This is a genomic window from Psychrobacillus sp. FSL K6-2365 (assembly GCF_038003165.1).
GTDB lineage: Bacteria > Bacillota > Bacilli > Bacillales_A > Planococcaceae > Psychrobacillus > Psychrobacillus psychrodurans.
In genome coordinates this window covers 1,326,553-1,345,664 of the sequence record NZ_JBBOOO010000001.1, presented here as the reverse complement: position 1 = coordinate 1,345,664, position 19,112 = coordinate 1,326,553, and the positions used below count along the sequence as shown (strand labels likewise).

Annotated in this window: 21 protein-coding genes; 7 read left to right on the top strand and 14 right to left on the bottom strand. The window is 35.2% G+C overall.

The features are described 5' to 3' along the window. Positions 1 to 175: 175 nt before the first annotated feature. From coaD to MKY29_RS06375, 3 genes are read right to left on the bottom strand one after another with little or no spacing between them, the layout of a single operon-like run. The gene (gene coaD / locus MKY29_RS06385) at positions 176 to 661 is read right to left on the bottom strand and encodes a pantetheine-phosphate adenylyltransferase (RefSeq protein WP_093494385.1); all 486 of its coding nucleotides are present in this window, start codon (positions 659 to 661) and stop codon (positions 176 to 178) included. Between the two features lies 1 nt (position 662). After that, positions 663 to 1,229, bottom strand: a complete 567-nt coding sequence (gene rsmD, locus MKY29_RS06380) for a 16S rRNA (guanine(966)-N(2))-methyltransferase RsmD (protein WP_093494384.1) — start codon at positions 1,227 to 1,229, stop codon at positions 663 to 665. 15 nt (positions 1,230 to 1,244) lie between these two features. Then, positions 1,245 to 2,663, bottom strand: coding sequence for a hypothetical protein (locus MKY29_RS06375; RefSeq protein ID WP_340879334.1), 1,419 nt, complete (start codon positions 2,661 to 2,663; stop codon positions 1,245 to 1,247). A gap of 53 nt (positions 2,664 to 2,716) precedes the next feature. Between MKY29_RS06375 and MKY29_RS06370 the strand changes: the two genes are divergently transcribed. Then, positions 2,717 to 3,103 (top strand): DUF7147 family protein, encoded by a 387-nt coding sequence (locus MKY29_RS06370; RefSeq protein ID WP_340879333.1) that lies wholly within the window; start codon positions 2,717 to 2,719, stop codon positions 3,101 to 3,103. A 6-nt stretch (positions 3,104 to 3,109) separates the two neighbouring features. On the opposite strand, the gene MKY29_RS06365 is transcribed toward MKY29_RS06370, so the two are convergent. Further along, positions 3,110 to 3,382 (bottom strand): YlbG family protein, encoded by a 273-nt coding sequence (locus tag MKY29_RS06365; protein ID WP_090562904.1) that lies wholly within the window; start codon positions 3,380 to 3,382, stop codon positions 3,110 to 3,112. A gap of 193 nt (positions 3,383 to 3,575) precedes the next feature. On the opposite strand from MKY29_RS06365, the gene MKY29_RS06360 reads away from it, so the two are divergent. After that, positions 3,576 to 4,478, top strand: a complete 903-nt coding sequence (locus MKY29_RS06360) for a glycerophosphodiester phosphodiesterase (protein WP_241596062.1) — start codon at positions 3,576 to 3,578, stop codon at positions 4,476 to 4,478. A gap of 308 nt (positions 4,479 to 4,786) precedes the next feature. Here the strand turns inward: MKY29_RS06360 and MKY29_RS06355 are convergent, their stop codons facing one another. Next, complete coding sequence (locus MKY29_RS06355) at positions 4,787 to 5,236, bottom strand: YlbF family regulator (protein ID WP_093494382.1); 450 nt, start codon at positions 5,234 to 5,236, stop codon at positions 4,787 to 4,789. An 83-nt stretch (positions 5,237 to 5,319) separates the two neighbouring features. Between MKY29_RS06355 and MKY29_RS06350 the strand changes: the two genes are divergently transcribed. After that, a complete protein-coding gene (locus MKY29_RS06350) occupies positions 5,320 to 5,817 on the top strand; it encodes a PaaI family thioesterase (RefSeq protein ID WP_340879332.1) in 498 nt (165 codons plus the stop codon). Here the strand turns inward: MKY29_RS06350 and MKY29_RS06345 are convergent. Further along, positions 5,766 to 7,157 (bottom strand): UDP-N-acetylmuramoyl-L-alanyl-D-glutamate--2,6-diaminopimelate ligase, encoded by a 1,392-nt coding sequence (locus MKY29_RS06345; RefSeq protein WP_340879331.1) that lies wholly within the window; start codon positions 7,155 to 7,157, stop codon positions 5,766 to 5,768. The two genes, MKY29_RS06350 and MKY29_RS06345, sit on opposite strands and share 52 nt — an antisense overlap. A gap of 177 nt (positions 7,158 to 7,334) precedes the next feature. Here MKY29_RS06345 and MKY29_RS06340 point away from each other — a divergent pair, with 177 nt between their 5' ends. Continuing rightward, positions 7,335 to 8,066: an amino acid kinase family protein gene (locus MKY29_RS06340; protein ID WP_269921375.1), complete on the top strand. Its 732-nt coding sequence runs from the start codon at positions 7,335 to 7,337 to the stop codon at positions 8,064 to 8,066. Here the strand turns inward: MKY29_RS06340 and MKY29_RS06335 are convergent, their stop codons facing one another. Continuing rightward, a complete protein-coding gene (locus MKY29_RS06335; RefSeq protein ID WP_340879330.1) occupies positions 8,067 to 9,155 on the bottom strand; it encodes a CAP domain-containing protein in 1,089 nt (362 codons plus the stop codon). 151 nt (positions 9,156 to 9,306) lie between these two features. On the opposite strand from MKY29_RS06335, the gene MKY29_RS06330 reads away from it, so the two are divergent. Beyond that, complete coding sequence (locus MKY29_RS06330; protein WP_090562923.1) at positions 9,307 to 9,672, top strand: YugN family protein; 366 nt, start codon at positions 9,307 to 9,309, stop codon at positions 9,670 to 9,672. A gap of 103 nt (positions 9,673 to 9,775) precedes the next feature. Next, entirely contained in the window at positions 9,776 to 10,840 is a 1,065-nt protein-coding gene (gene ytvI, locus MKY29_RS06325; RefSeq protein WP_093494377.1) for a sporulation integral membrane protein YtvI, read from the top strand. A gap of 60 nt (positions 10,841 to 10,900) precedes the next feature. Here ytvI and MKY29_RS06320 read toward each other — a convergent pair whose 3' ends face one another. From MKY29_RS06320 to cyoE, 7 genes are all read right to left on the bottom strand, one after another. Continuing rightward, positions 10,901 to 11,362, bottom strand: a complete 462-nt coding sequence (locus tag MKY29_RS06320; protein WP_090562930.1) for a DUF420 domain-containing protein — start codon at positions 11,360 to 11,362, stop codon at positions 10,901 to 10,903. A gap of 29 nt (positions 11,363 to 11,391) precedes the next feature. After that, the gene (gene ctaG, locus MKY29_RS06315; RefSeq protein WP_340879329.1) at positions 11,392 to 12,303 is read right to left on the bottom strand and encodes a cytochrome c oxidase assembly factor CtaG; all 912 of its coding nucleotides are present in this window, start codon (positions 12,301 to 12,303) and stop codon (positions 11,392 to 11,394) included. Positions 12,304 to 12,557: 254 nt separating this feature from the next. Continuing rightward, a complete protein-coding gene (ctaF, locus tag MKY29_RS06310) occupies positions 12,558 to 12,893 on the bottom strand; it encodes a cytochrome c oxidase subunit IVB (RefSeq protein ID WP_090562936.1) in 336 nt (111 codons plus the stop codon). 1 nt (position 12,894) lies between these two features. Continuing rightward, positions 12,895 to 13,521, bottom strand: a complete 627-nt coding sequence (locus tag MKY29_RS06305; RefSeq protein ID WP_241596081.1) for a cytochrome (ubi)quinol oxidase subunit III — start codon at positions 13,519 to 13,521, stop codon at positions 12,895 to 12,897. Between the two features lie 2 nt (positions 13,522 to 13,523). Next, positions 13,524 to 15,386 carry a cytochrome c oxidase subunit I gene (locus MKY29_RS06300; RefSeq protein ID WP_090562941.1) on the bottom strand — a complete coding sequence of 621 codons (1,863 nt, stop codon included), beginning with the start codon at positions 15,384 to 15,386 and terminating at the stop codon, positions 13,524 to 13,526. 34 nt (positions 15,387 to 15,420) lie between these two features. Then, the gene (gene coxB / locus MKY29_RS06295; protein WP_340880814.1) at positions 15,421 to 16,503 is read right to left on the bottom strand and encodes a cytochrome c oxidase subunit II; all 1,083 of its coding nucleotides are present in this window, start codon (positions 16,501 to 16,503) and stop codon (positions 15,421 to 15,423) included. Between the two features lie 102 nt (positions 16,504 to 16,605). Continuing rightward, positions 16,606 to 17,529, bottom strand: coding sequence for a heme o synthase (cyoE, locus tag MKY29_RS06290; RefSeq protein ID WP_090562947.1), 924 nt, complete (start codon positions 17,527 to 17,529; stop codon positions 16,606 to 16,608). A 324-nt stretch (positions 17,530 to 17,853) separates the two neighbouring features. Between cyoE and MKY29_RS06285 the strand changes: the two genes are divergently transcribed. Continuing rightward, positions 17,854 to 18,765 (top strand): COX15/CtaA family protein, encoded by a 912-nt coding sequence (locus MKY29_RS06285; protein ID WP_093494373.1) that lies wholly within the window; start codon positions 17,854 to 17,856, stop codon positions 18,763 to 18,765. The last annotated feature ends 347 nt before the right edge of the window (positions 18,766 to 19,112 follow it).

The window sequence follows — 19,112 nt, the reverse complement described above, 5'->3', positions numbered from 1 at the left end:
ATGTCACTACTAGACTCTCTTTCTTTCGGTAATCTTAAGGCTTTTAGCGTCCGTCTGAAGCAGAAATAATAGCGGTTATTCATTTGTTTAAATATCAAGAACCCCATGATTATGCTACATTTTTTATACTTAGCTTCAAAAAAGAACCTTGCATAATAGCAAGGTTCTCTAGTTTTTAATATGTATTGTATTTTACTTTTAAAGCTTCTTCGACATGAGATGGCACAAGTTCATCTATTTTACCGCCGTACCTTGCCACTTCTTTCACTATACTTGAGCTAAGGAAAGAATACTGATTTTTAGTCATAATAAAAAATGTTTCGATTTTATCATTTAGAACACGATTCATAGAAGTAATTTGCATTTCATACTCAAAATCAGAGACCGCACGTAAACCACGAATAATAGCGCTCGCATTCACACTTTCAGCGTAATCTATCAATAATCCGGAAAATGTTTGAACTTTGACATTTGGTAAATGTGAAGTAGCATCTATGATTAATTGCATTCTCTCCTCTACTGAGAAAAGCGGATTTTTAGAAGAGTTATTCAAAACAACTACAAAAACTTCTCCAAACACGGATGCCCCACGATTAATAATATCTAAATGACCATTAGTAATCGGATCAAATGTTCCTGGTACTACAGCTATTTTCCCCAATTTAATTCCCCTCCTCTTTAAGGTAACGATAAATAGAGATAACCGTTCCACCGTAAATCTCTTTTTTCACTAATTCAAAGTCACCGTAGGATTTTTCAAGAACGACATTTTTCTCATGTTCACAAACAATAATTGCAGTTTCACTCATACATCCTTTGTCTACTAGTGTTTGAACTAATTCATAATACATTACTTTGTTATATGGAGGATCTACAAATAATAGGTCAATTTTAAGTTCTCTTTTCTCTAAAGCTTTCACTGCTCTTATGGCATCTGCTTTGAAAATTTCACCTGAATCCTCTAGACGACACTTCATCAAATTTTCTTTAATGGTTTGTATAGCTTTTGGGTCTTTTTCGATAAAGATACATTTATCGATACCTCTGCTCAAGGATTCAATCCCTAAATTACCACTACCGGCAAATAAGTCAACAGCTATACCACCGTCAAAGTATGGACCAATCATATTAAATAAGGACTCTTTTACTTTATCTGTTGTAGGTCTTGTATTCATCCCAGGGACTGCTTTTAATGGCAGCCCTTTATTCGCACCTGATATAACTCTCATCTCTAAACTCCAATCCTAAAATAGTGCGGATTGTGTAATATTAATACGTTTATCTTGTTTTTCAATATTCAATAAAAACAAACGTATCATCCACGCTTCTTCAATATATAATTGTGATGCAATAACCTCAAATGGTTCCGATAACGCATCATATCTTTTATTATTTAATACATAGAATGGTTCTTTAATCGGAAAACGAAATGCTCTAGTTGCATTTTGAACATATAAGCCTTTGTCCGTGTCGTTAAGAGTATAACCCAAAGAAGTTAACAATTGTTCTGCAGCGTATAAAACCTTGCCATCCTTGAATAGAACTTTCATCTCTTCTTGCTGTTGCTCATTTATATATACAGGTCTAGGATCTTCAAATAGTAATGGGAAATTTTCTGCCCCTGATTGTTCATTCATTACAAAAAAAGAAGTCTTTAAATCGATAATATCTGTCAATATTTTATCAAATTCTGCTGCTGTTGTATTTTTATTATTTAACAAAGCTGTTTGAAATTCTGCTCGTTGATCGGATGTTAGATAGTTATTTATCGTTTCATACATCCAAATGGACTTCGCTGAACCGACAGGTATTTCAAGCAAAAAGTTACTTAAAACCTCTGCAATCATCTGATTATCTTGAGCTAAACCGTATTGAGCTTGTATATTCTTGATGATAAGCTCTTGTTGTATAGAAGCTATATCCCCTTGTTGTATAAATGCAATTCGAGTGGCATCAATATTATTTTTATTTTCCTCAAATAATATTGCTAAATGCTCATCATTAGTTGAATCTAACTCCCCTATTATGTCAGTGACTTCATCCGGTAAAGTGTTGGAAGCATAAACTGTGAAGTAATCATCTTCATATTGAACAGGTAATACCTCCTGCTGCCAATATAATTCTTGCACATCACCCGCACCAAAAGAAAGTGTATAATCAATCAGTTCCAATGAGGTTGTACCGATTAAAGGCAATCCAGATACCCACATACCACCTCTTTTCAACTCATCGGTAATATCAAGTGATGTGAGCGAGACATCCCCTGTTTCTAGTTTAACTAGGAAGTTTTGGATCATTTGTCCATCCTTTAACCCTTCCACTAAGGGAATTTCATAAGAAATACTCTGCTTAGAGTTTTCCCCTACTTTAAATGTAGTCATATCTTCGGACAAACGGTTACAACTATCACTTGTATCTAAATCACAGCTTCTATTCTCACTAATAATCGGCCACGATAAAGCAACTTCTTCCTTTGGGATATTGTTAAAATGTTGTTTAATAACAATCTTGTCATTCTTTACTTTCATCTCCACATCCTGCTCATAAAAAAATACTTGTCCATTCTCTTCTAACTCGGATGAGTATGCATCGTATTGAAACAAAAGTAGAACACTATTAGAAACAATAAGGAATAGACATAAAAAACTTAAAACAAATTTCATAGAATTGTCCTCCAACAAAGTGGTAAGATATATAAGAAAGGAAGTGTTATCAATTGATTCAACGTTTTATAGAACTAGGCGAAGGTTATGGAGATATTTACGAACTCTGTGAACTTGCAAGAGTAAACAAAGATCGTATACACCAAGCATTTATTTTTTCTTCAACTAAAGACAAAATAAGATACTTTTCTATCGCAATCGCTCTAAAACCAGTAAATACTGCAAACTTTTTTCCCATATATATATGTCGAGAGGGTATAGTTGAAACGCAACAAGAATCAAAACGACTCACTACATTTAAGGAAGCTTTGGCTGAGTTATCAATCGAACCCATTAAAGTCGACATCAAACACTCTTCCATCTATGTGGATGTAAATTTATATTATCAGTATATAATTGGTATTTTACGTTTAAATCATTTAATACCACCGTTACAGTAGGCTTAGTTATAGTCCGATTTTATAATCGTATTCTTTCGCTTTATCTGGTTTACTATTTTCAAATTCAGTTTTCAAAAATGGTCTATATGACTCTAAAATTTCCTTAACATAAGGCAATTTGTTCATCTTTTGCTTAGCAGCATCAATTTGATCTTGATCGCAATATAATACGACATATTTTTGTCTTTTTGAAATATAATGAACGTGACCAAACTTCCGCAAGGATTTAGCTTGTTTTAAATGATGCACATAGACAATTAGTCCTTGTCTTTCTGTCATACTTTTCCCCTCATTTCTTCCTCTCAAGAATAACATATGGAGGAATTTGATAGCAACAACAACTAGCTGACAGTTTTATGTACTTTGGATATAATAAGAAAATGCCCTTGGTAAATGAAATTCATACTGGATAATTCATAGAAACAAGTAATATTTTTATTAAATACATTTCACTCTAAGGAGGAATTGATTTATGGGTAAAAAGTCAAATGTTGCTTTCGCACTTGCAGCCGCAGCAGGTGCAGCTTGGGCTAGTACTAAAGCACTTTCCAAACCGCAAAGTCGACCACCTAAAAAAGCATTGGAATATGAACAACCTATTATATTGGCACATCGCGGAGGATCAGCACTTGCCCCAGAATGTTCTCCTTCTGCATTCGAACAAGCTGCAAAACTTGGGGTCCATGGTTTTGAAATAGATATAAGACTAACAAAAGATGAAGAGATAATTGTATTTCATGATGAAGAACTAAACAGAGTAACTAACTTTGCTGGAAAAGTATCCGACTATACATTAGCTGAATTAAAAGAAGCAGATCTTGGACATCACTTTTTGGATGTTGAAGGCTCCCCTTCCTTTAAAAACTGTGGCGAACAGATTATAACCTTAGGGGAATTACTAAATTCATATCCACAGATGCTGATCAACATGGATATGAAGGATGCTCCTCAAACTTATGAAGGAAGTTTAATGCCTTCCAAACTTTGGAGACTTTTAGAGGAGCATCAAGCATTAGATCGTGTCGTGGTCGCTAGTTTTTATGATGACCAACTAGATCGTTTTAACTTATATGCACAAAATTCGGTTGCACTAGGTGCAAGCGAAAAGGAAGTAAAAAAAGCGTATACAGCATACACGAGTCAATTTAAACATTTATATCATCCAAAGGCCGATGTCTTTCAAATTCCAGTAAGATCAAATTTATTCCCACTGGATAATCCAGGTTTTATAAAATTTTTAAATTCATTAAATATCCCAGTTCACTATTGGACAATTGATGATCCAGAAATGATGAAAAAACTAATCAGCAATGGTGCAAAGGGAATAATTACCGACAGACCAGATTTAGCGATGGAAGTGCTGAAGCTAGATTAGTAACTAAATGATAAGAAGCGAGAGCAGCATTATAAGTAGAATACAGGCAACGTTGATTTCCGCTCCGAGCGGACACTTTCCGTGGGCACGGCTTCAGCCGCTTCGCTTGCTTCTGCGCAAAGCTCGTCGCAAAGAGAACGAGGAGGCTCGGCCTCGCCCGCGGAAAGCGTCCACCTGAAACGTAAATCAGTAGTATTATTCATTCTTAAAAGTTCTGTATACCCAGCGTTCACGCTGCATTTTTATATAACTTCTTTCAAAAAAAGATGTGTGCATTTTTTGCACACATCTACACTTTACTAAATACATTAGGCAGAACAAGAACAAGATCCGCCTGTTCCGCATCCACTTCCGCAGCTAGAGCCCGAGGAAGCGAAAAATGGATTACTTACAGGAACCTTAACGCCTTCTGAAACAGATTTACCAATTAACAAACTCACTTCGTCCAGTAAGTCCTGCAATTCGTTCTCAGCGACTTTCAAGTGCGCCACTGCATCTACCATATCCAATTTTCGTTTAGTTACACGAATATCTTTCATAACCTTCGAATAATCAGGATGGTATTTCCCGAAACGTTGAACCTCTTCGTATTGCTCTTTTAGTCTAGTGAAGCTATTAACCTCACTTACTAAAGATATATCTGTATATACAGCACGATGTGCATCTAAGTATTGGTAAAATTGCTCAGAGGAAAGAATCATAGTACATAATATATCCGACTGGTCCATTATATCGACCCATTCGTTAGTCATAATCATTTGATTAACCTCCAATCTGAGTTAATCATACCAGAAAAGTAAAAACAAATGCCAAACTATTAACTTTTTGTTAGGAGAAAATAATGAACGAACTACAAAATTTATTTGAAAAAGTAGCAGAACAGTCATCTGAACAAGAACTAAGCTTAATAAATGATTTTCTAAATGCGATTCAACAAAAGCAGCAAAACCAGGCCCCTACATACTTAAATGCCGTATTTCAAATGGATACTCAGTATGAGCAAGATCAATGTATTGTCACAATGCCAATAACTCCAATCACACATAATAGTTTTAATATGCCTCATGGCGGTATTATCGCTACACTTTCTGATAATGCAATGGGATTTTTAATTAATAAGGATTTACACCCAGAAGGAAAAGGTGCAGTAACAACGAATATGACAATTCACTATGTTAAATCTTCAACGGAAAAAACCTTAATAGCAACCGCTAAATACTTACATAAAGGTCGTCAAACAATAGTGATGGAATGCACCGTAACACAGCCTGACGGAAGAAAAATTGCTTATGCTACAGGATCATTTTTTGTAATTAATCCTCCTACTTCTTCAAAATAAGAACAAACTACATCACGATCAGAAAAAGGGACTACGAGGTCATGTAAAATTTGCTCTTGTTCATGTCCCTTTCCTGCTATTAATACAACATCTCCTTCTTTTGCTATTTGTAGTGCATAAATAATGGCCTGCTTTCGGTCAGGTTCTATATGATATTTCTTTTTATCCAATCCCCTTACAATTTCTTTTATAATATCTGTTGGGTTTTCATCTCGTGGATTATCGGAGGTTATTATTGATTGTGTTGCAAAAGTTGTTGCTACTTTTCCCATCTCGTTTCGTTTTTTCTTATCTCTATTTCCTCCACATCCAAATACAACGTATATATTATTTTTAGCAAAAGCATTAATAGTTGAAAGGCAAGCTTCCAAAGCATCTGGTGTATGCGCGTAGTCGATTAGCACTTTAATCCCTTTATTATTATCTACATGCTGAAATCTTCCGTTTGGAAGCATAAGAGGTTTTACATTATAAAGTGGAACCTTCAAAGCCCATAAAGAAGCAAGTGCAGCGGCGAGATTCATCCCATTATAAAATCCACTGTTCTTCATTTTCACTTCTATTTCTTCATTTTTCACATAAAATTGATACGTTATTTCATCTTCATTGTCGTTTTTTTGTTGAAAAGTAACAGTATTACGAGCATCGACACCGAAGCTTATTATAGGTAAAAAAGAATTTTGAGCAACTGTTCTACACCAGTCATCATCTGCATTTACTACTAATGTGGTACATAGTGGTACGAGTAATTCTTTTGACTTTTTATACGGAACCATTCCCCCATGGAATTCAAGATGATCTTTTCCAATATTCAAAAATACTCCTACGTCTATCGGATACCTCCCTAAGCGATTGTCCAATAATCCTTGCGAAGATGCTTCTAAAATGATGAATTCGACAGAATGCTCATAGCAATAATGTACAATTTGTATAAAATCATAGAATGGTAGTGTTGTATTATTGCGGAAATTTTGTTTCAACTGCTTTCCGTTGATAAACACACCTAATGTCCCGATTACACAAACCGATTTCCTTTGTTGCATAAGTAATTGACCTATGAAAAAAGCGACTGTCGTTTTACCATTTGTTCCTGTAATCGCTACTGTCTTCACTTTTTTCCCATACAGTTCATAGGTTTTTTCGCAAATTCTCTGCTTAAATCGTTCCATATCAGAAGGAATAATAATCTGAGGAACGCAGCAGTCTGCTAGAAAAACTTCTGATATTACTGCAACTGCGCCCAGATGAATCGCTTCATCTATAATACGACGACTATTTCGTTCACAAATAAATATATCGCCTTCTTTAATCTGCTTTGAGAAATTAACAATCTTGCTCATCCGACATATTGAAAAGTCACCAATTACACTATATGTTAATCCTTTTAAAAGTTCATTTAACGGATAAATAGTAACACACTCCCTACACCATTCTTGTAAAATCGCATACAGTAAAATGAATTCCCTGTATCGTATGAACGGAGTGTTTGAAATGTCACGAATAGAGTGGTTGAGATTATGATTGTTCAAAAATTTGGCGGTATTGCCATGCAAAATCATCAGAACAGACAATTAGTAATACAACGAATCCAGCAAGCTATCAATACCCATCAAAACGTGCTTGTCGTTGTTTCGGCAATGGGAAGAAGGGGGAAACCCTATGCAACTGATACTCTTTTAGATTTGCTTCCTATCAACGACAATAGCATTGAAACAGATTTGCTCTCTGCATGTGGTGAGTTGATCTCAAGTTCTGTATTATCAACAGAACTAAAAACTGAAGGAGTATCTTCTACCCTTCTATATGGCAAAAATGCCGGCATCATAACGAACGAAACGTATGGAAATGCCCTTATTAAGAAAGTAGACATGAGCTCTGTACATCAAGCATTTGAAAATTTCCAATGCGTCATCGTCCCAGGTTTTCAAGGTGTCTCAGAAAGTACACACAATTTTACTACATTAGGAAGAGGTGGGAGTGATCTAACCGCCGTCGTTTATGGATATTATTTAAGTGCTGACGTAGTTGAATTTTACAAGGATGTCCCTGGTATCATGACGTCAGATCCTTCTACAAGCAAAAATGTGGAGCTGATACCTTTTATGACCTATGAGGAACTTCAGGAGAAGATAGATGAACCTGTCGAAGTCATACAAAAAAGAGCAGCTACATTTGCTGCTCTTCATCAAGTCCCTTTGCACATTCGCTCTTTGTATCAGGAAAGCGAGGGAACGTTTGTCTCTAACTAATTATTGAAGAATATCCTTGGAATTATTTACAGCAGTTCGTTCAATAAAGTTTTGCGTATAGTAGCTACCGTAAACCCCAATACCAGTATGTGTATAATCCTGACCTAATAAGATCTCGCGATGATCATTAGAATTCATCCAACCATTTACGGCTTCTCCTGCATCAAAATAAAAAGCGGCTGTATTTCCAGCGGCACTAGAAAATTCAATTGATGACTCTTTTAATTGATCACTAAACTTGGATACTTCAAACTTTTCATTGACAACAATATTATTTTTCGCCATTTCCTCACTATTATCCATCGCAATATTTTGCAATTCATTATCAGACACTAGTAATCGAAGGTTATTACGATAACGATATACATTTGTAAGTTCAAATACCTGACGCTCATTTGCGCGGTCTATCGCAGCTTGAAAGAGGGAATCAGGAGTTTTTGTTTCTACCATAATTCCGTTATATAAAATATCATAAGGCTTATGCAGCAAAATAGTTTTGGGGTCTGTAAACCTAACTGCTTCTAGCTGCCGACTTTCCGAATCTATATATAGCATAGCAAATAAATTATCAAACTGAACTAATATTCTATTGTCTATGTCATCTTCCGTAAGAGAAAAAGTATAAGTATTTGAATCTATAGAAAATGAAATTTCAGATTGCACTAACGTAAAACGATAAATTTCATCTACGTCTTGCCCAATTTTATAAGGTGCGACCTCTATGTTATCTCCAGCAGCAAAGGCTTGGGTTACTTTATCTCCTTCTACTCCAATTAACAAATAAGTTTTAAGAGACTGATTGTATACCCACCACTCATATCCAAATGCTGATGGTTCGGTCCGAGTAGGTTTCCCTAATAACTCAATAACCGCTTGGGTCGAACCTCCTACTAATGTTGAAACTCCTTCCTTGGGACGTGTAAATGCGGTCTCAACTTCCACCATTTCTGTTGAAGAGTTTGGAATTACCTGCCCTGTATTATTTGAGCCAGTAATGAGCTCATTTTCATGTACAGGATTATCAAAATATATAAATATCACTAGTACTATAGCTATAGCAATAACAATACGTATTAGATTATTCATCATAACTTCTTCTCCTAACTCTTCCACCATTTCTCCTAGTATACCAAGGTTAACTAGAAAGACACAATGTTACCATTGCAACATTATCAAATTTGAATTAATATTAATAGGAACAGATTCTATTTGGAATATGAACGTGAAGGAGGACAATTCAATGTATTTCGAAAACACTGGTATAGAAAACACTGTCATTGATCTAAATATATTAGATGACCTTATGAAAAAGCAAGGTTTAGTTCGTGCAGGTCAATGGGATTACGAACGTGTTACTTATGATAAAAAGTATGTTATAAAAGAAGGTACATTTTATCTTCGAGTATTTGGTTTCACAAAAGATGGTGATGTAGGGGCACACGATGCAAATATTACACTTTTAAAACCGGTTATAGGAAAACATTATTATCCACATGGTGTTGAATATGGCGAAAATGAAGTTTTCCCAAAGCATCTCCTAAAATCTTGTGATCAAACATTAGCTGCTGTAAGAGCAGAGTTAGCTGCTTTTGAAATTCATGCTTAATAGGAAATCCTAAAACGCAAGAGTTTAATTCTCTTGCGTTTTTTCTGTTCAAAAATTAGGAACTTGTCTATACTGTTAATAAACGACAAGAAAGGAGCGTATAATGGTCTTAAATTTTTTTAAAAAAGAATATATAAAATATATTGTTCTTGTCTTTATACTCTTATTATTAACAATATTTATCCTTCCTGTTTCCATTCCAATTATACTCGCTTTACTTACAGCTATCATTATGGAACCTGTCGTAAAGTTCACTCAAAAAACATTTAAATGGAAGCGTAAACCTGCTGTCATAACTAACTTTGTTCTTTTTATTATCGTCATTTCCGGACTATTATACTTGGTAATTACCAAACTAATTAGCCAGCTTATTCACATCTCTCAGACCATTCCTACATATATTAATAACTGGACCGGATTATGGATTAACATGCAAAACAACATATTTAAATACACAGAAGGTCTCCCTACAGAAGTTGTCGTATCGATTCAAAGTAAATTTGATGCTACATTAGAAAGTATGAGAGATGCCCTACTAGATATACTTAGTTACAATAATATTTCTACACTTTTAACGAATATACCGAACTTTTTAGTTAGTTTTATAGTGTTTATTATTGCCCTTTTTTTATTTATGTTAGATTTACAGAATTTACAGCTTAAATTTTTTCATTATTTATCAGATAACACAGCTGGTAAAGTACGTTTTATGTTTTCTAACATAAAGAAAGTAGCTATTGGTTTTATGAAAGCCCAAATTATAGCTAGTTTTATTATTTTGGGGGTATCATTCATTGGCCTATTACTTATTATCACGCCAAAATATGCTTTAATAATGGCTATTGTTATTTGGATAATCGATATTATCCCGATATTGGGTTCCATTGCTGTATTAGCACCTTGGGCTATTTATCATTATCTAACAGGTGACATGGTATTGGGAACTAAGTTAACTATATTGGCAGTTGTGCTTCTAGTGATACGCAGAGCTATAGAACCTAAGTTAATGGGTTCTCAGATGGGAATATCCCCCCTTGCAATTTTAATAGCCATGTTTATAGGAGCAAAGCTATTTGGTTTCATTGGGTTTATGATAGGCCCTCTTGTAGTTATTATTTTTATTACTGCTAAAGAATCTGGAATGCTTAAACTAAATTTTAAAATTTAAACGATTATAAAAAGCCTATACTCTTTTGGAATGATTCCAATAGAGTATTGGCTTTTCTTTTTATCCACCTATTATTGCTTTGATAACCGATGTAGTTTCTCCACCTGTATAAAATACATATAGCAATAAGTAGACAGCAACTCCTGTTATTGCAACTAAAAACCATATCACACTTGTGATTGGTCCTATTTTACGATGCTTTTGGATATTATTTTTATATCCTAGATATAGAGTTACCAAACCAAAAAATGCACCTGTCGTTGCTAATGTAATATGAAATATTAAAAAGATTGTATAGTAAATTTTAATATCGGCTGGTCCACCAAAAGCTGTATTACCAATGAAAATAGTTCGTGATGCATAGATGATGAAAAATATTAAAGCTGAAATTGCGGCTGCAGTCATCGTTTTTTTGTGGGCTTCAATTTTCTTTTGTTTTATGAATGCCCAACCAATTGCTACTAAGATAGCACTTAACACGATAAAAAATGTACTTATTGTTGGTAGAACTGGTAAATTCATCAATCATTCTCCTCAAATCACTATATTGACTATAGTCTAGCCTGTACTTTTAAATCATCTAGAGCTTTTTGCGTAATTTCTTCTGCGTTGTCCTGCTCATTTTTATACCATTTGAAGAAAATGGACATTAAGAATACTGCATATATAATCTCTTGAACAATTTTCATCAGAATACCACCCAATTGCTGATCTGCGATAGGTGTCATATTGGAAAATAATTCAGGTCCACTTAATGATAGTCCCGCTAATGTACTTGCTGGAACACATAGCTCCATCGCTTTCAACCATGAATCCGAATTTGTGTACGTATCGTACAATGGTGTTCCAGTGAATATAATCAGCGCACATGCTGGTGTTATTAAAACTGCACTTCCTATAATGAATCCTATCTTTTTCAAGCCGTGTAAACGTCCAGTAATTCCTTTTATCTCTATGATTGACCACCACATGAAAAGTGCTGACAGGAATAGAATAAACGTGTACGTTCCATGTAATCCTTCATCCAATTTGATATAATCGAAAAACAAAGGAATATGGTAAAACGAGAACAACCCTGAGAAGACAATTAGTGAAAGTAATGGCTTTGTTAAAACTGGAAAAACCTTACGTACCACAGGTAATTCTATGACAACTTTCCATACCCACCATGGTATCCCTTTCATTAAAAGCGGCGGAATTAATAATAGTAAAAGTGCCATCTGGACCATATGAAATGAGAACATAATATGTGCCATTAAATCCACTGGAGAACCCTTTACAATATATAAAAGTACAATACCTACTAAAAAGTAAACAGCCTCTTTCATTTTCAACGGCTCGGATACTTTAAAGTCATTTCTCCATTTGACTGTTATTAAAAAATATAAAATAGTTAGAAATACTATTACTCCAATCATCACTGGGCTCCACATTGCTTGGAATCCAAATATACTTAAAGGCATAGAAATCATCGCTCCTTTTTAGGTAACTTCCTTTATTATATAGGTCGAGCCCAATAACTTCAATGAACGAACTATGACATTTAGAATTTAAAGATACATCCTTCACCTTTAAAAAATTAGCAAACAACTCAATTACTAATAATTTCTTCCTCCCAGTTTTTCAAATCTAGGTTGTATGTCAAAAGATTATAAACTTCCTTATTCTAAAAAAAAGCCGAGACAAAGTATTTAACTTTGTCTCGGCTTTAAATTGTTTAACCCCACCAAATAATTGTAAGGAAAGTTAAGATGAAAGTGAAAGCTATCAAACAAGCACTGTACAAGAAAAATGCAGCTACCTGATGATTTTTTTCACTCATATGCATGAAGTAGTACAATTGTAATACTACTTGAATTGCAGCAAGCAATAAAATAACTGGAACTATTAAATATACGGAAAAACCAGCAGCTACAGTAGTAAAAGCAATTAATGTTAAGAATATCATAATCGCAAAAGTTGTAACTTGGTTACGCATATCTTTTTTACGTTTTTGCTTAATATATTCAAATTCTGTTTGTGATCTCACATAAACTTGAGCGTCGTGTGACATATTAACCAACAACTCCCATCAAGTATACTACTGTAAAGATGAATACCCACACTACATCAATAAAATGCCAGTATAGAGAAGCAGTATAATATTTTGGTGCATTATACAAACTAAATCCACGTTTTGCATTACGTAACATTAATAGAATAATCCATCCCAACCCAATTACTACGTGCAATCCATGAGTACCTACAAGTGTAAAGAATGAAGATGAAAAAGCACTTTGACCATAAGTAAAACCTAAATGTACATAGTGGTTAAACTCATAAATCTCTAAACATAAGAAAGCTAATCCTAAAAGAACTGTTATAGCTAACCAAGTTTGCATACCTCTAAAATTGTGATTTTTCATGTGATACATTGCGTACACACTTGTTAATGAAGAAGTTAATAGTAACATCGTCATAACAAATACTAACGGTAATTCAAAAAGTGTCTCAGTAGAGAAAGTCATACCACTTGGACCTTTGTTTTTTAACGCTAAATAAGTAGCAAACAAACTTGCAAATAGTACAGTCTCTCCACCTAGGAATAACCAAAAACCTAAAAATTTATTCTTACCTTCTAAAGTAACTTGCTCAGGATGATCTGGCCAAGTTTGTGGGGTGTACTTTTTATTAAAGTCCATAATTATTTACCCCCTTCATCATTCATTAAATCTTCTTTGTGAATATGAAAACCATGATCGTCTTTAATCGAACGAACAGCCATAGAACCAAGTGTAATTGCTAAACCTAGTACTAATACTGGAATTGCCCAATCTTTTTCACCATTGTATAGTGCTCCAAAAGCTGCGATGAACAAACCAATCGTCATAACAAAAGGAATGAAAGAATTGTTAGGCATATGGATATCAGAAACTGGTTCTGCATATGTCATACCTTCTTTGTTACCTTCTTGTTTTTCAATCCAGAAAGTGTCTAATCCACGAACAAGAGGAGTTTGTTTAAAGTTATAAAACGGAACTGGTTGTGGAATAGCCCACTCCAAAGTACGTCCGTCTTCCCAAGGGTCATTACCAACAGGAACGTTTTTAACAACTGTAATTATGATGTTAATTACTAGTATAATTACACCAATTGCCATGAGTGCAGCACCTGCAGAACTGATTAAGTTGAAAGTATCCCAACCTTGGTTTGCTCCGAAAGTAAATACGCGACGAGGCATACCCATAAGTCCTAAGAAATGCTGTATAAAGAACGTACAATGGAAACCAATAAAGAAGAACCAGAATGTCCATTTACCTAACGTTTCATTTAACATTTGATTGAACATTAACGGCCAATATAAATGTACCGCTGCTAGAATTGCTAGCACTACCCCTCCAACGATTACATAATGGAAATGGGCAACGATAAAGTATGAATCATGTAATTGGTAATCAAGCGGTGCTGCTGCTTGCATAATACCAGTTACCCCACCTGCTACGAATGAAGGGATGAAACCTAATGCATATAGCATTGGAGTTGTGACTTTAATGCTACCACCCCATATTGTAAGCAGCCAGTTAAAGATTTTCATACCTGTTGGAACAGCGATTGCCATAGTAGCAACTGCGAAAATCGCATTAGCTGTTGGTCCTAAACCAACTGTAAACATATGGTGAGCCCAAACCATGAATCCTAGGAAACCGATTAATACGGTTGCAAAGACCATAGATGAGTAGCCAAATAAACGTTTACGCGAGAACAAAGCGAATATTTCTGAGAATATACCAAAGGCAGGTAGTATTAAGATATACACTTCAGGATGCCCGAAAATCCAGAATAAATGCTCCCAGATAATTGTATTACCACCCATTGTATGATCAAAGAAGTTACCACCAAACATACGGTCAAAGATTAAGAAGAATAATCCAATAGTAAGTGGTGGGAATGCAAATAATATTAATGCACTAGCTACAAATGTAGTCCAAGTAAACAATGGCATACGCATGTACGTCATACCTGGAGCGCGCATATTAATAATTGTTACTAGGAAGTTAATACCCCCTATATAAGTACCAGCACCGGATATTTGTAGCCCAAGTGCATAAAAGTCAATACCATGACCAGGTGATGCTAATGATAATGATGCATAAGAAGTCCATCCTGCGTCAGGTGCTCCACCCATAAACCAAGATAGGTTAAGGAAAATACCACCAAACAAGAATAACCAAAAACCAAGCGCATTTAGAAATGGAAACGCTACGTCACGTGCGCCAATTTGAAGAGGCATGACTGCGTTCATAAATCCAAATAATATAGGCATGGCTGCAAGGAATATCATGGTTGTACCATGCATTGTAATAATTTCGTTAAAAAGACCAGCACTTACAAAATCATTATCTGGTTGTGCTAATTGAATACGAATAAGCATTGCCTCGATACCACCGATTACGAAGAACAAACCGCCGGCAGCAAGGTAAAGGATTGCGATTTTTTTATGGTCTACCGTTGTTAAATAGTCCCATAAAGTTGCGCCAAAGCCCTTTTTCTTTGCGATAGAACTCACAACTTTAACCTCCCTCATAAATTATCTGCGGAACTTATTTTTCTACAGATAGTCCCATTAGATATGCTGCAAGAGCATCTAATTGGTCTTCACTAAATTTTTCGCCGTCGTTAATAGTTTCTGGCTGAGGCATTAAGTTACCTGGTTTGTATAATTGAGGATCATTAATCCATTCTTTTAAGCTTTCTTCATCATGGGACATAAATCCAGCAACACGATTACGATCACCAAAAGTTGCTAAGTTTGGACCCATTCCGCCGGTAGTACCAGCACCTGAAGTTGCGTGACAAGCAATACAGCTAGTATTGAAAATTTCTTCACCTTGAGAAGCAAGTTCACCTTCTGCAACATGCTCGTTAGTTTTCATTGTTTCAACCCAAGCATTAAAATCTTCTGGTTCTAAAGTTTTCACTTTGAAATCCATAAGGGCATGTGACGGTCCACATAGTTCCGCACATTTACCGTAGAACACACCTTGTTCTAGACTAGCAGATGCATCATCAAATTCTAAATAGAATTGGTTAACATTTTCTACGTTTGTATCCATTTTACCGCCAGCTGTAGGAATCCAGAAGGAGTGTTTCACATCAGCAGCTTTTAAATTGAAATAAACTTTTTGATCCGTAGGAACTACTAACTCTTGAGCTGTAACAATTCCTAAATCCGGATACTCAAATTCCCACCAATAAAGACTTGCTTTAACATTTACAGTTACATTTGTTTTGTTTCCTTCTTCATCGACTTGATCCATTGCAGCTACATCCGCATGTTTATAAGTATAGTAAACAGTCGGTATAGCAAGTACGATTAACAGTAATATTGGAATAACTGTCCATACTATCTCAAGCGTATGACTTCCCTCTACTTGTTTAGGAATAACATCTTCCCCAACTTTTTTGCGACGGAATTTCACTAGAGCAACCACATAAATAATTACTACTACAATAATAACTAAAGCCATAATAGCAGAAGATAGTAATAACAAGTTAAATTGATCTCTACCGACTTGTCCTGCAGGTGTAAGCGTTGATAAGTATTCTTCGCCACAACCCGATAAGAAAATCGTTAGAGCTGCTAACAGTGAAAAAAGTCGCCATTTTTTAAGCCCTTTCATCATAGCTAAATCAAACCCCTCTTTCATAGTTGTTTTCATGTTTCTTTGGACTGTGGTGGTTCTGTTTATATGAATTCTTGTTGACTAAAGAAAGAATTCCAAGGATTAAATAAAAATAGAAAAAATAATTATCGCTACGAATAATATCGTCATATAGTTTAAGGAATATATAAACATACCTGTTGCCCATTTTATATCATCCTTCACACGGAAACCTTTGATGGAGAAGTATAACCAACCAAGATTTAGTGCAGTTGCCAAAACAACAAATATTATACCTAATTCCATTAATAAAAATGGTAATGGGAATAATAGTAGAATCCATAAAAGTATTGACACTTTTGTACGTTTAAAACCTTTTACTACTGGTAGCATTGGGATATTGGCAGCTCGATATTCTTCTGTACGCTTCATCGCAAGCGCATAGAAATGTGGAGGTTGCCATGCAAACATGATTAAAAATAAAGCAAGTGCCCCAAAACCTAATTTAGGTTCAACAGCTGCCCACCCGATTAAAGGTGGTATTGCACCTGATATACTACCAACTATTGTGTTACTCACATATTTTCGTTTAGACCACATCGAGTATAACACAACATAGCTGACGATTCCTGCTAGTCCCCACACTCCCGCTGAAGTAGAGGCCAAAAACAATAAAATTTCACCTACAATCAATAGTGAAAAAGAAGTTATTAGCACGGCTAATGGACTAAACCTTCCAGTAACTGTTGGTCTTCCTTTTTTGCTCTTCATGACAGGATCTATATCACGATCGATAAAATTATTCATTGCTGCAGAACCCGCGATAATCATTCCGGACCCTATTAACGTATAAAATAATATATCCAACTCTCGAAGAAAGTTACGATCGGTAAATTGAAATGCTAGCCACATACCAGTAAAAGTTGTAAATAAGTTAGAATTGACTATACCTATTTTAATGAGCGATAAAAAATCTTGAAAAAATGAAGTGTTTACTCTTTCAGTTTCAGTCTCATTAGTTGCGGTTATTGAATGACCATTTGACATGCTGTCCCTCCTTTCAAAGTTGTAAGCATATTCCGCTACCTTTTACTATAACGAAAATCTTAAGTAATTTCTACAGTTAATGATAATTTTCGCATAAATATAGTTGAGATACTCATTTATATACTTAGGACATATCAATAGTAATGCATTTTCGTGCATTGTTTGTGAATGTTCGAGTACGAATTTATGAACAATTTGTGAAATGCAATTACTCTACCTATTAGTTTGAAGGTTATACATTGTATTTTCCTCCGTGATTCGATATCATCAAAAAGCAGATACCGTCTTTTTAAGACGAGCAAGATACATAAAGTAGGTGACGTATTGCACATTCATAAAAATTTAAAATTGTTAGCTGTTGCATCTACAGTTGGTATGCTGCTCATTCTTTTAGGAGGAGCATTAGTTACTAAAACCGATAGTGGTATGGGTTGCGGTAGACACTGGCCTGGTTGTAACGGACAACTTATACCTGATGTAATAACTGCTGAGGTATTGATTGAATTTTCACACCGTCTAGTTACAGGGGCTGTTGGTATATTAATCGTCGCCCTAGCAGTTTGGTCATGGAAGGCACTTGGACATGTTCGAGAAACAAAATTCTTATCAGCAATGGCGGTATTTTTCTTAGTCGCTCAAGCATTAATTGGAGCAGCACAGGTAAAATGGGGACAAGGCGATTTTATATTGGCTCTTCATTTTGGTATTTCTCTCATCTCCTTCGCTTCAGTTTTATTATTAACCTTATTAGTTTTCGAGATTGACCGTAAGTTCGATACAGATAAAATCAGAATCGGCAAAACATTAAAGTTCCATACAATTGGTGTTACACTTTATTCTTATATTGTCGTATACACCGGTGCATTAGTGAGACATACAGAATCTAGTCTTATATGTAATGACTGGCCATTATGTAATAACGACCAGTTTGCACTTCCTTCTAATTTATATGAGTGGGTACAAATGGGGCATCGAGCTGCTGCAGGATTAATATTTATTTGGATTTTAATCATAGCGATTCACGTAATGCGAAATTATAAAGATCAACGGGCAATTTACTGGGGATGGGTCATCTCTTTAATACTAGTCTCCTGCCAAGTAATTACCGGTATGTTAGTCGTGTTGACTAAACTAAATCTTTACATAGCTTTATTGCATTCTTTATTTATATCCTTATTATTCGGTCTGTTATGCTATATGATTCTACTATTATCAAGAAGTAAAATGAATGACTAAGAACAAAAGAAAAGCAGGGTAAACAAACGCCAAGTCCTTTAAGAACAAAACCTTTTTCTATCGTTTCCGAAGGGCTTTAGACAGACGTCTTGCTTCTGATTATCGAGTGAATATTTGGGGATATGCTTGGATGAGACTGACGTCACAACCAAGCATATCCCTTTTTCCGGTAATCTTATGGCGATTAGCTATCCGTTGCCCTCCTGCAACTCTTAGAAACAGGTAAGTGCGGTATGATAACAAGAGAAAAGACATTTTCATATTCATAGAGGAAGCTCTCGGAGATAGAATTTCGTTCGCTGTCTCACTTCATTATTTGGTGAAAACTTACTATTCCCCGTAATTTT

Excerpts from the sequence above, each read along its gene's own strand:
- rsmD (WP_093494384.1), bottom strand. The coding sequence starts at position 1,229 with ATGAGAGTTATATCAGGTGCGAATAAAGGGCTGCCATTAAAAGCAGTC.
- MKY29_RS06360 (WP_241596062.1), top strand. The coding sequence starts at position 3,576 with ATGGGTAAAAAGTCAAATGTTGCTTTCGCACTTGCAGCCGCAGCAGGT.
- cyoE (WP_090562947.1), bottom strand. The coding sequence starts at position 17,529 with ATGTCAAATGGTCATTCAATAACCGCAACTAATGAGACTGAAACTGAA.
- MKY29_RS06375 (WP_340879334.1), bottom strand. The coding sequence starts at position 2,663 with ATGAAATTTGTTTTAAGTTTTTTATGTCTATTCCTTATTGTTTCTAAT.
- ctaG (WP_340879329.1), bottom strand. The coding sequence starts at position 12,303 with ATGCCTTTAAGTATATTTGGATTCCAAGCAATGTGGAGCCCAGTGATG.
- MKY29_RS06305 (WP_241596081.1), bottom strand. The coding sequence starts at position 13,521 with ATGGACTTTAATAAAAAGTACACCCCACAAACTTGGCCAGATCATCCT.
- MKY29_RS06335 (WP_340879330.1), bottom strand. The coding sequence starts at position 9,155 with ATGATGAATAATCTAATACGTATTGTTATTGCTATAGCTATAGTACTA.
- ctaF (WP_090562936.1), bottom strand. The coding sequence starts at position 12,893 with ATGTCACACGACGCTCAAGTTTATGTGAGATCACAAACAGAATTTGAA.
- MKY29_RS06365 (WP_090562904.1), bottom strand. The coding sequence starts at position 3,382 with ATGACAGAAAGACAAGGACTAATTGTCTATGTGCATCATTTAAAACAA.
- coxB (WP_340880814.1), bottom strand. The coding sequence starts at position 16,503 with ATGATGAAAGGGCTTAAAAAATGGCGACTTTTTTCACTGTTAGCAGCT.
- MKY29_RS06345 (WP_340879331.1), bottom strand. The coding sequence starts at position 7,157 with ATGAGCAAGATTGTTAATTTCTCAAAGCAGATTAAAGAAGGCGATATA.
- MKY29_RS06320 (WP_090562930.1), bottom strand. The coding sequence starts at position 11,362 with ATGAATTTACCAGTTCTACCAACAATAAGTACATTTTTTATCGTGTTA.
- ytvI (WP_093494377.1), top strand. The coding sequence starts at position 9,776 with ATGGTCTTAAATTTTTTTAAAAAAGAATATATAAAATATATTGTTCTT.
- MKY29_RS06355 (WP_093494382.1), bottom strand. The coding sequence starts at position 5,236 with ATGATTATGACTAACGAATGGGTCGATATAATGGACCAGTCGGATATA.
- MKY29_RS06340 (WP_269921375.1), top strand. The coding sequence starts at position 7,335 with ATGATTGTTCAAAAATTTGGCGGTATTGCCATGCAAAATCATCAGAAC.
- MKY29_RS06350 (WP_340879332.1), top strand. The coding sequence starts at position 5,320 with ATGAACGAACTACAAAATTTATTTGAAAAAGTAGCAGAACAGTCATCT.
- MKY29_RS06330 (WP_090562923.1), top strand. The coding sequence starts at position 9,307 with ATGTATTTCGAAAACACTGGTATAGAAAACACTGTCATTGATCTAAAT.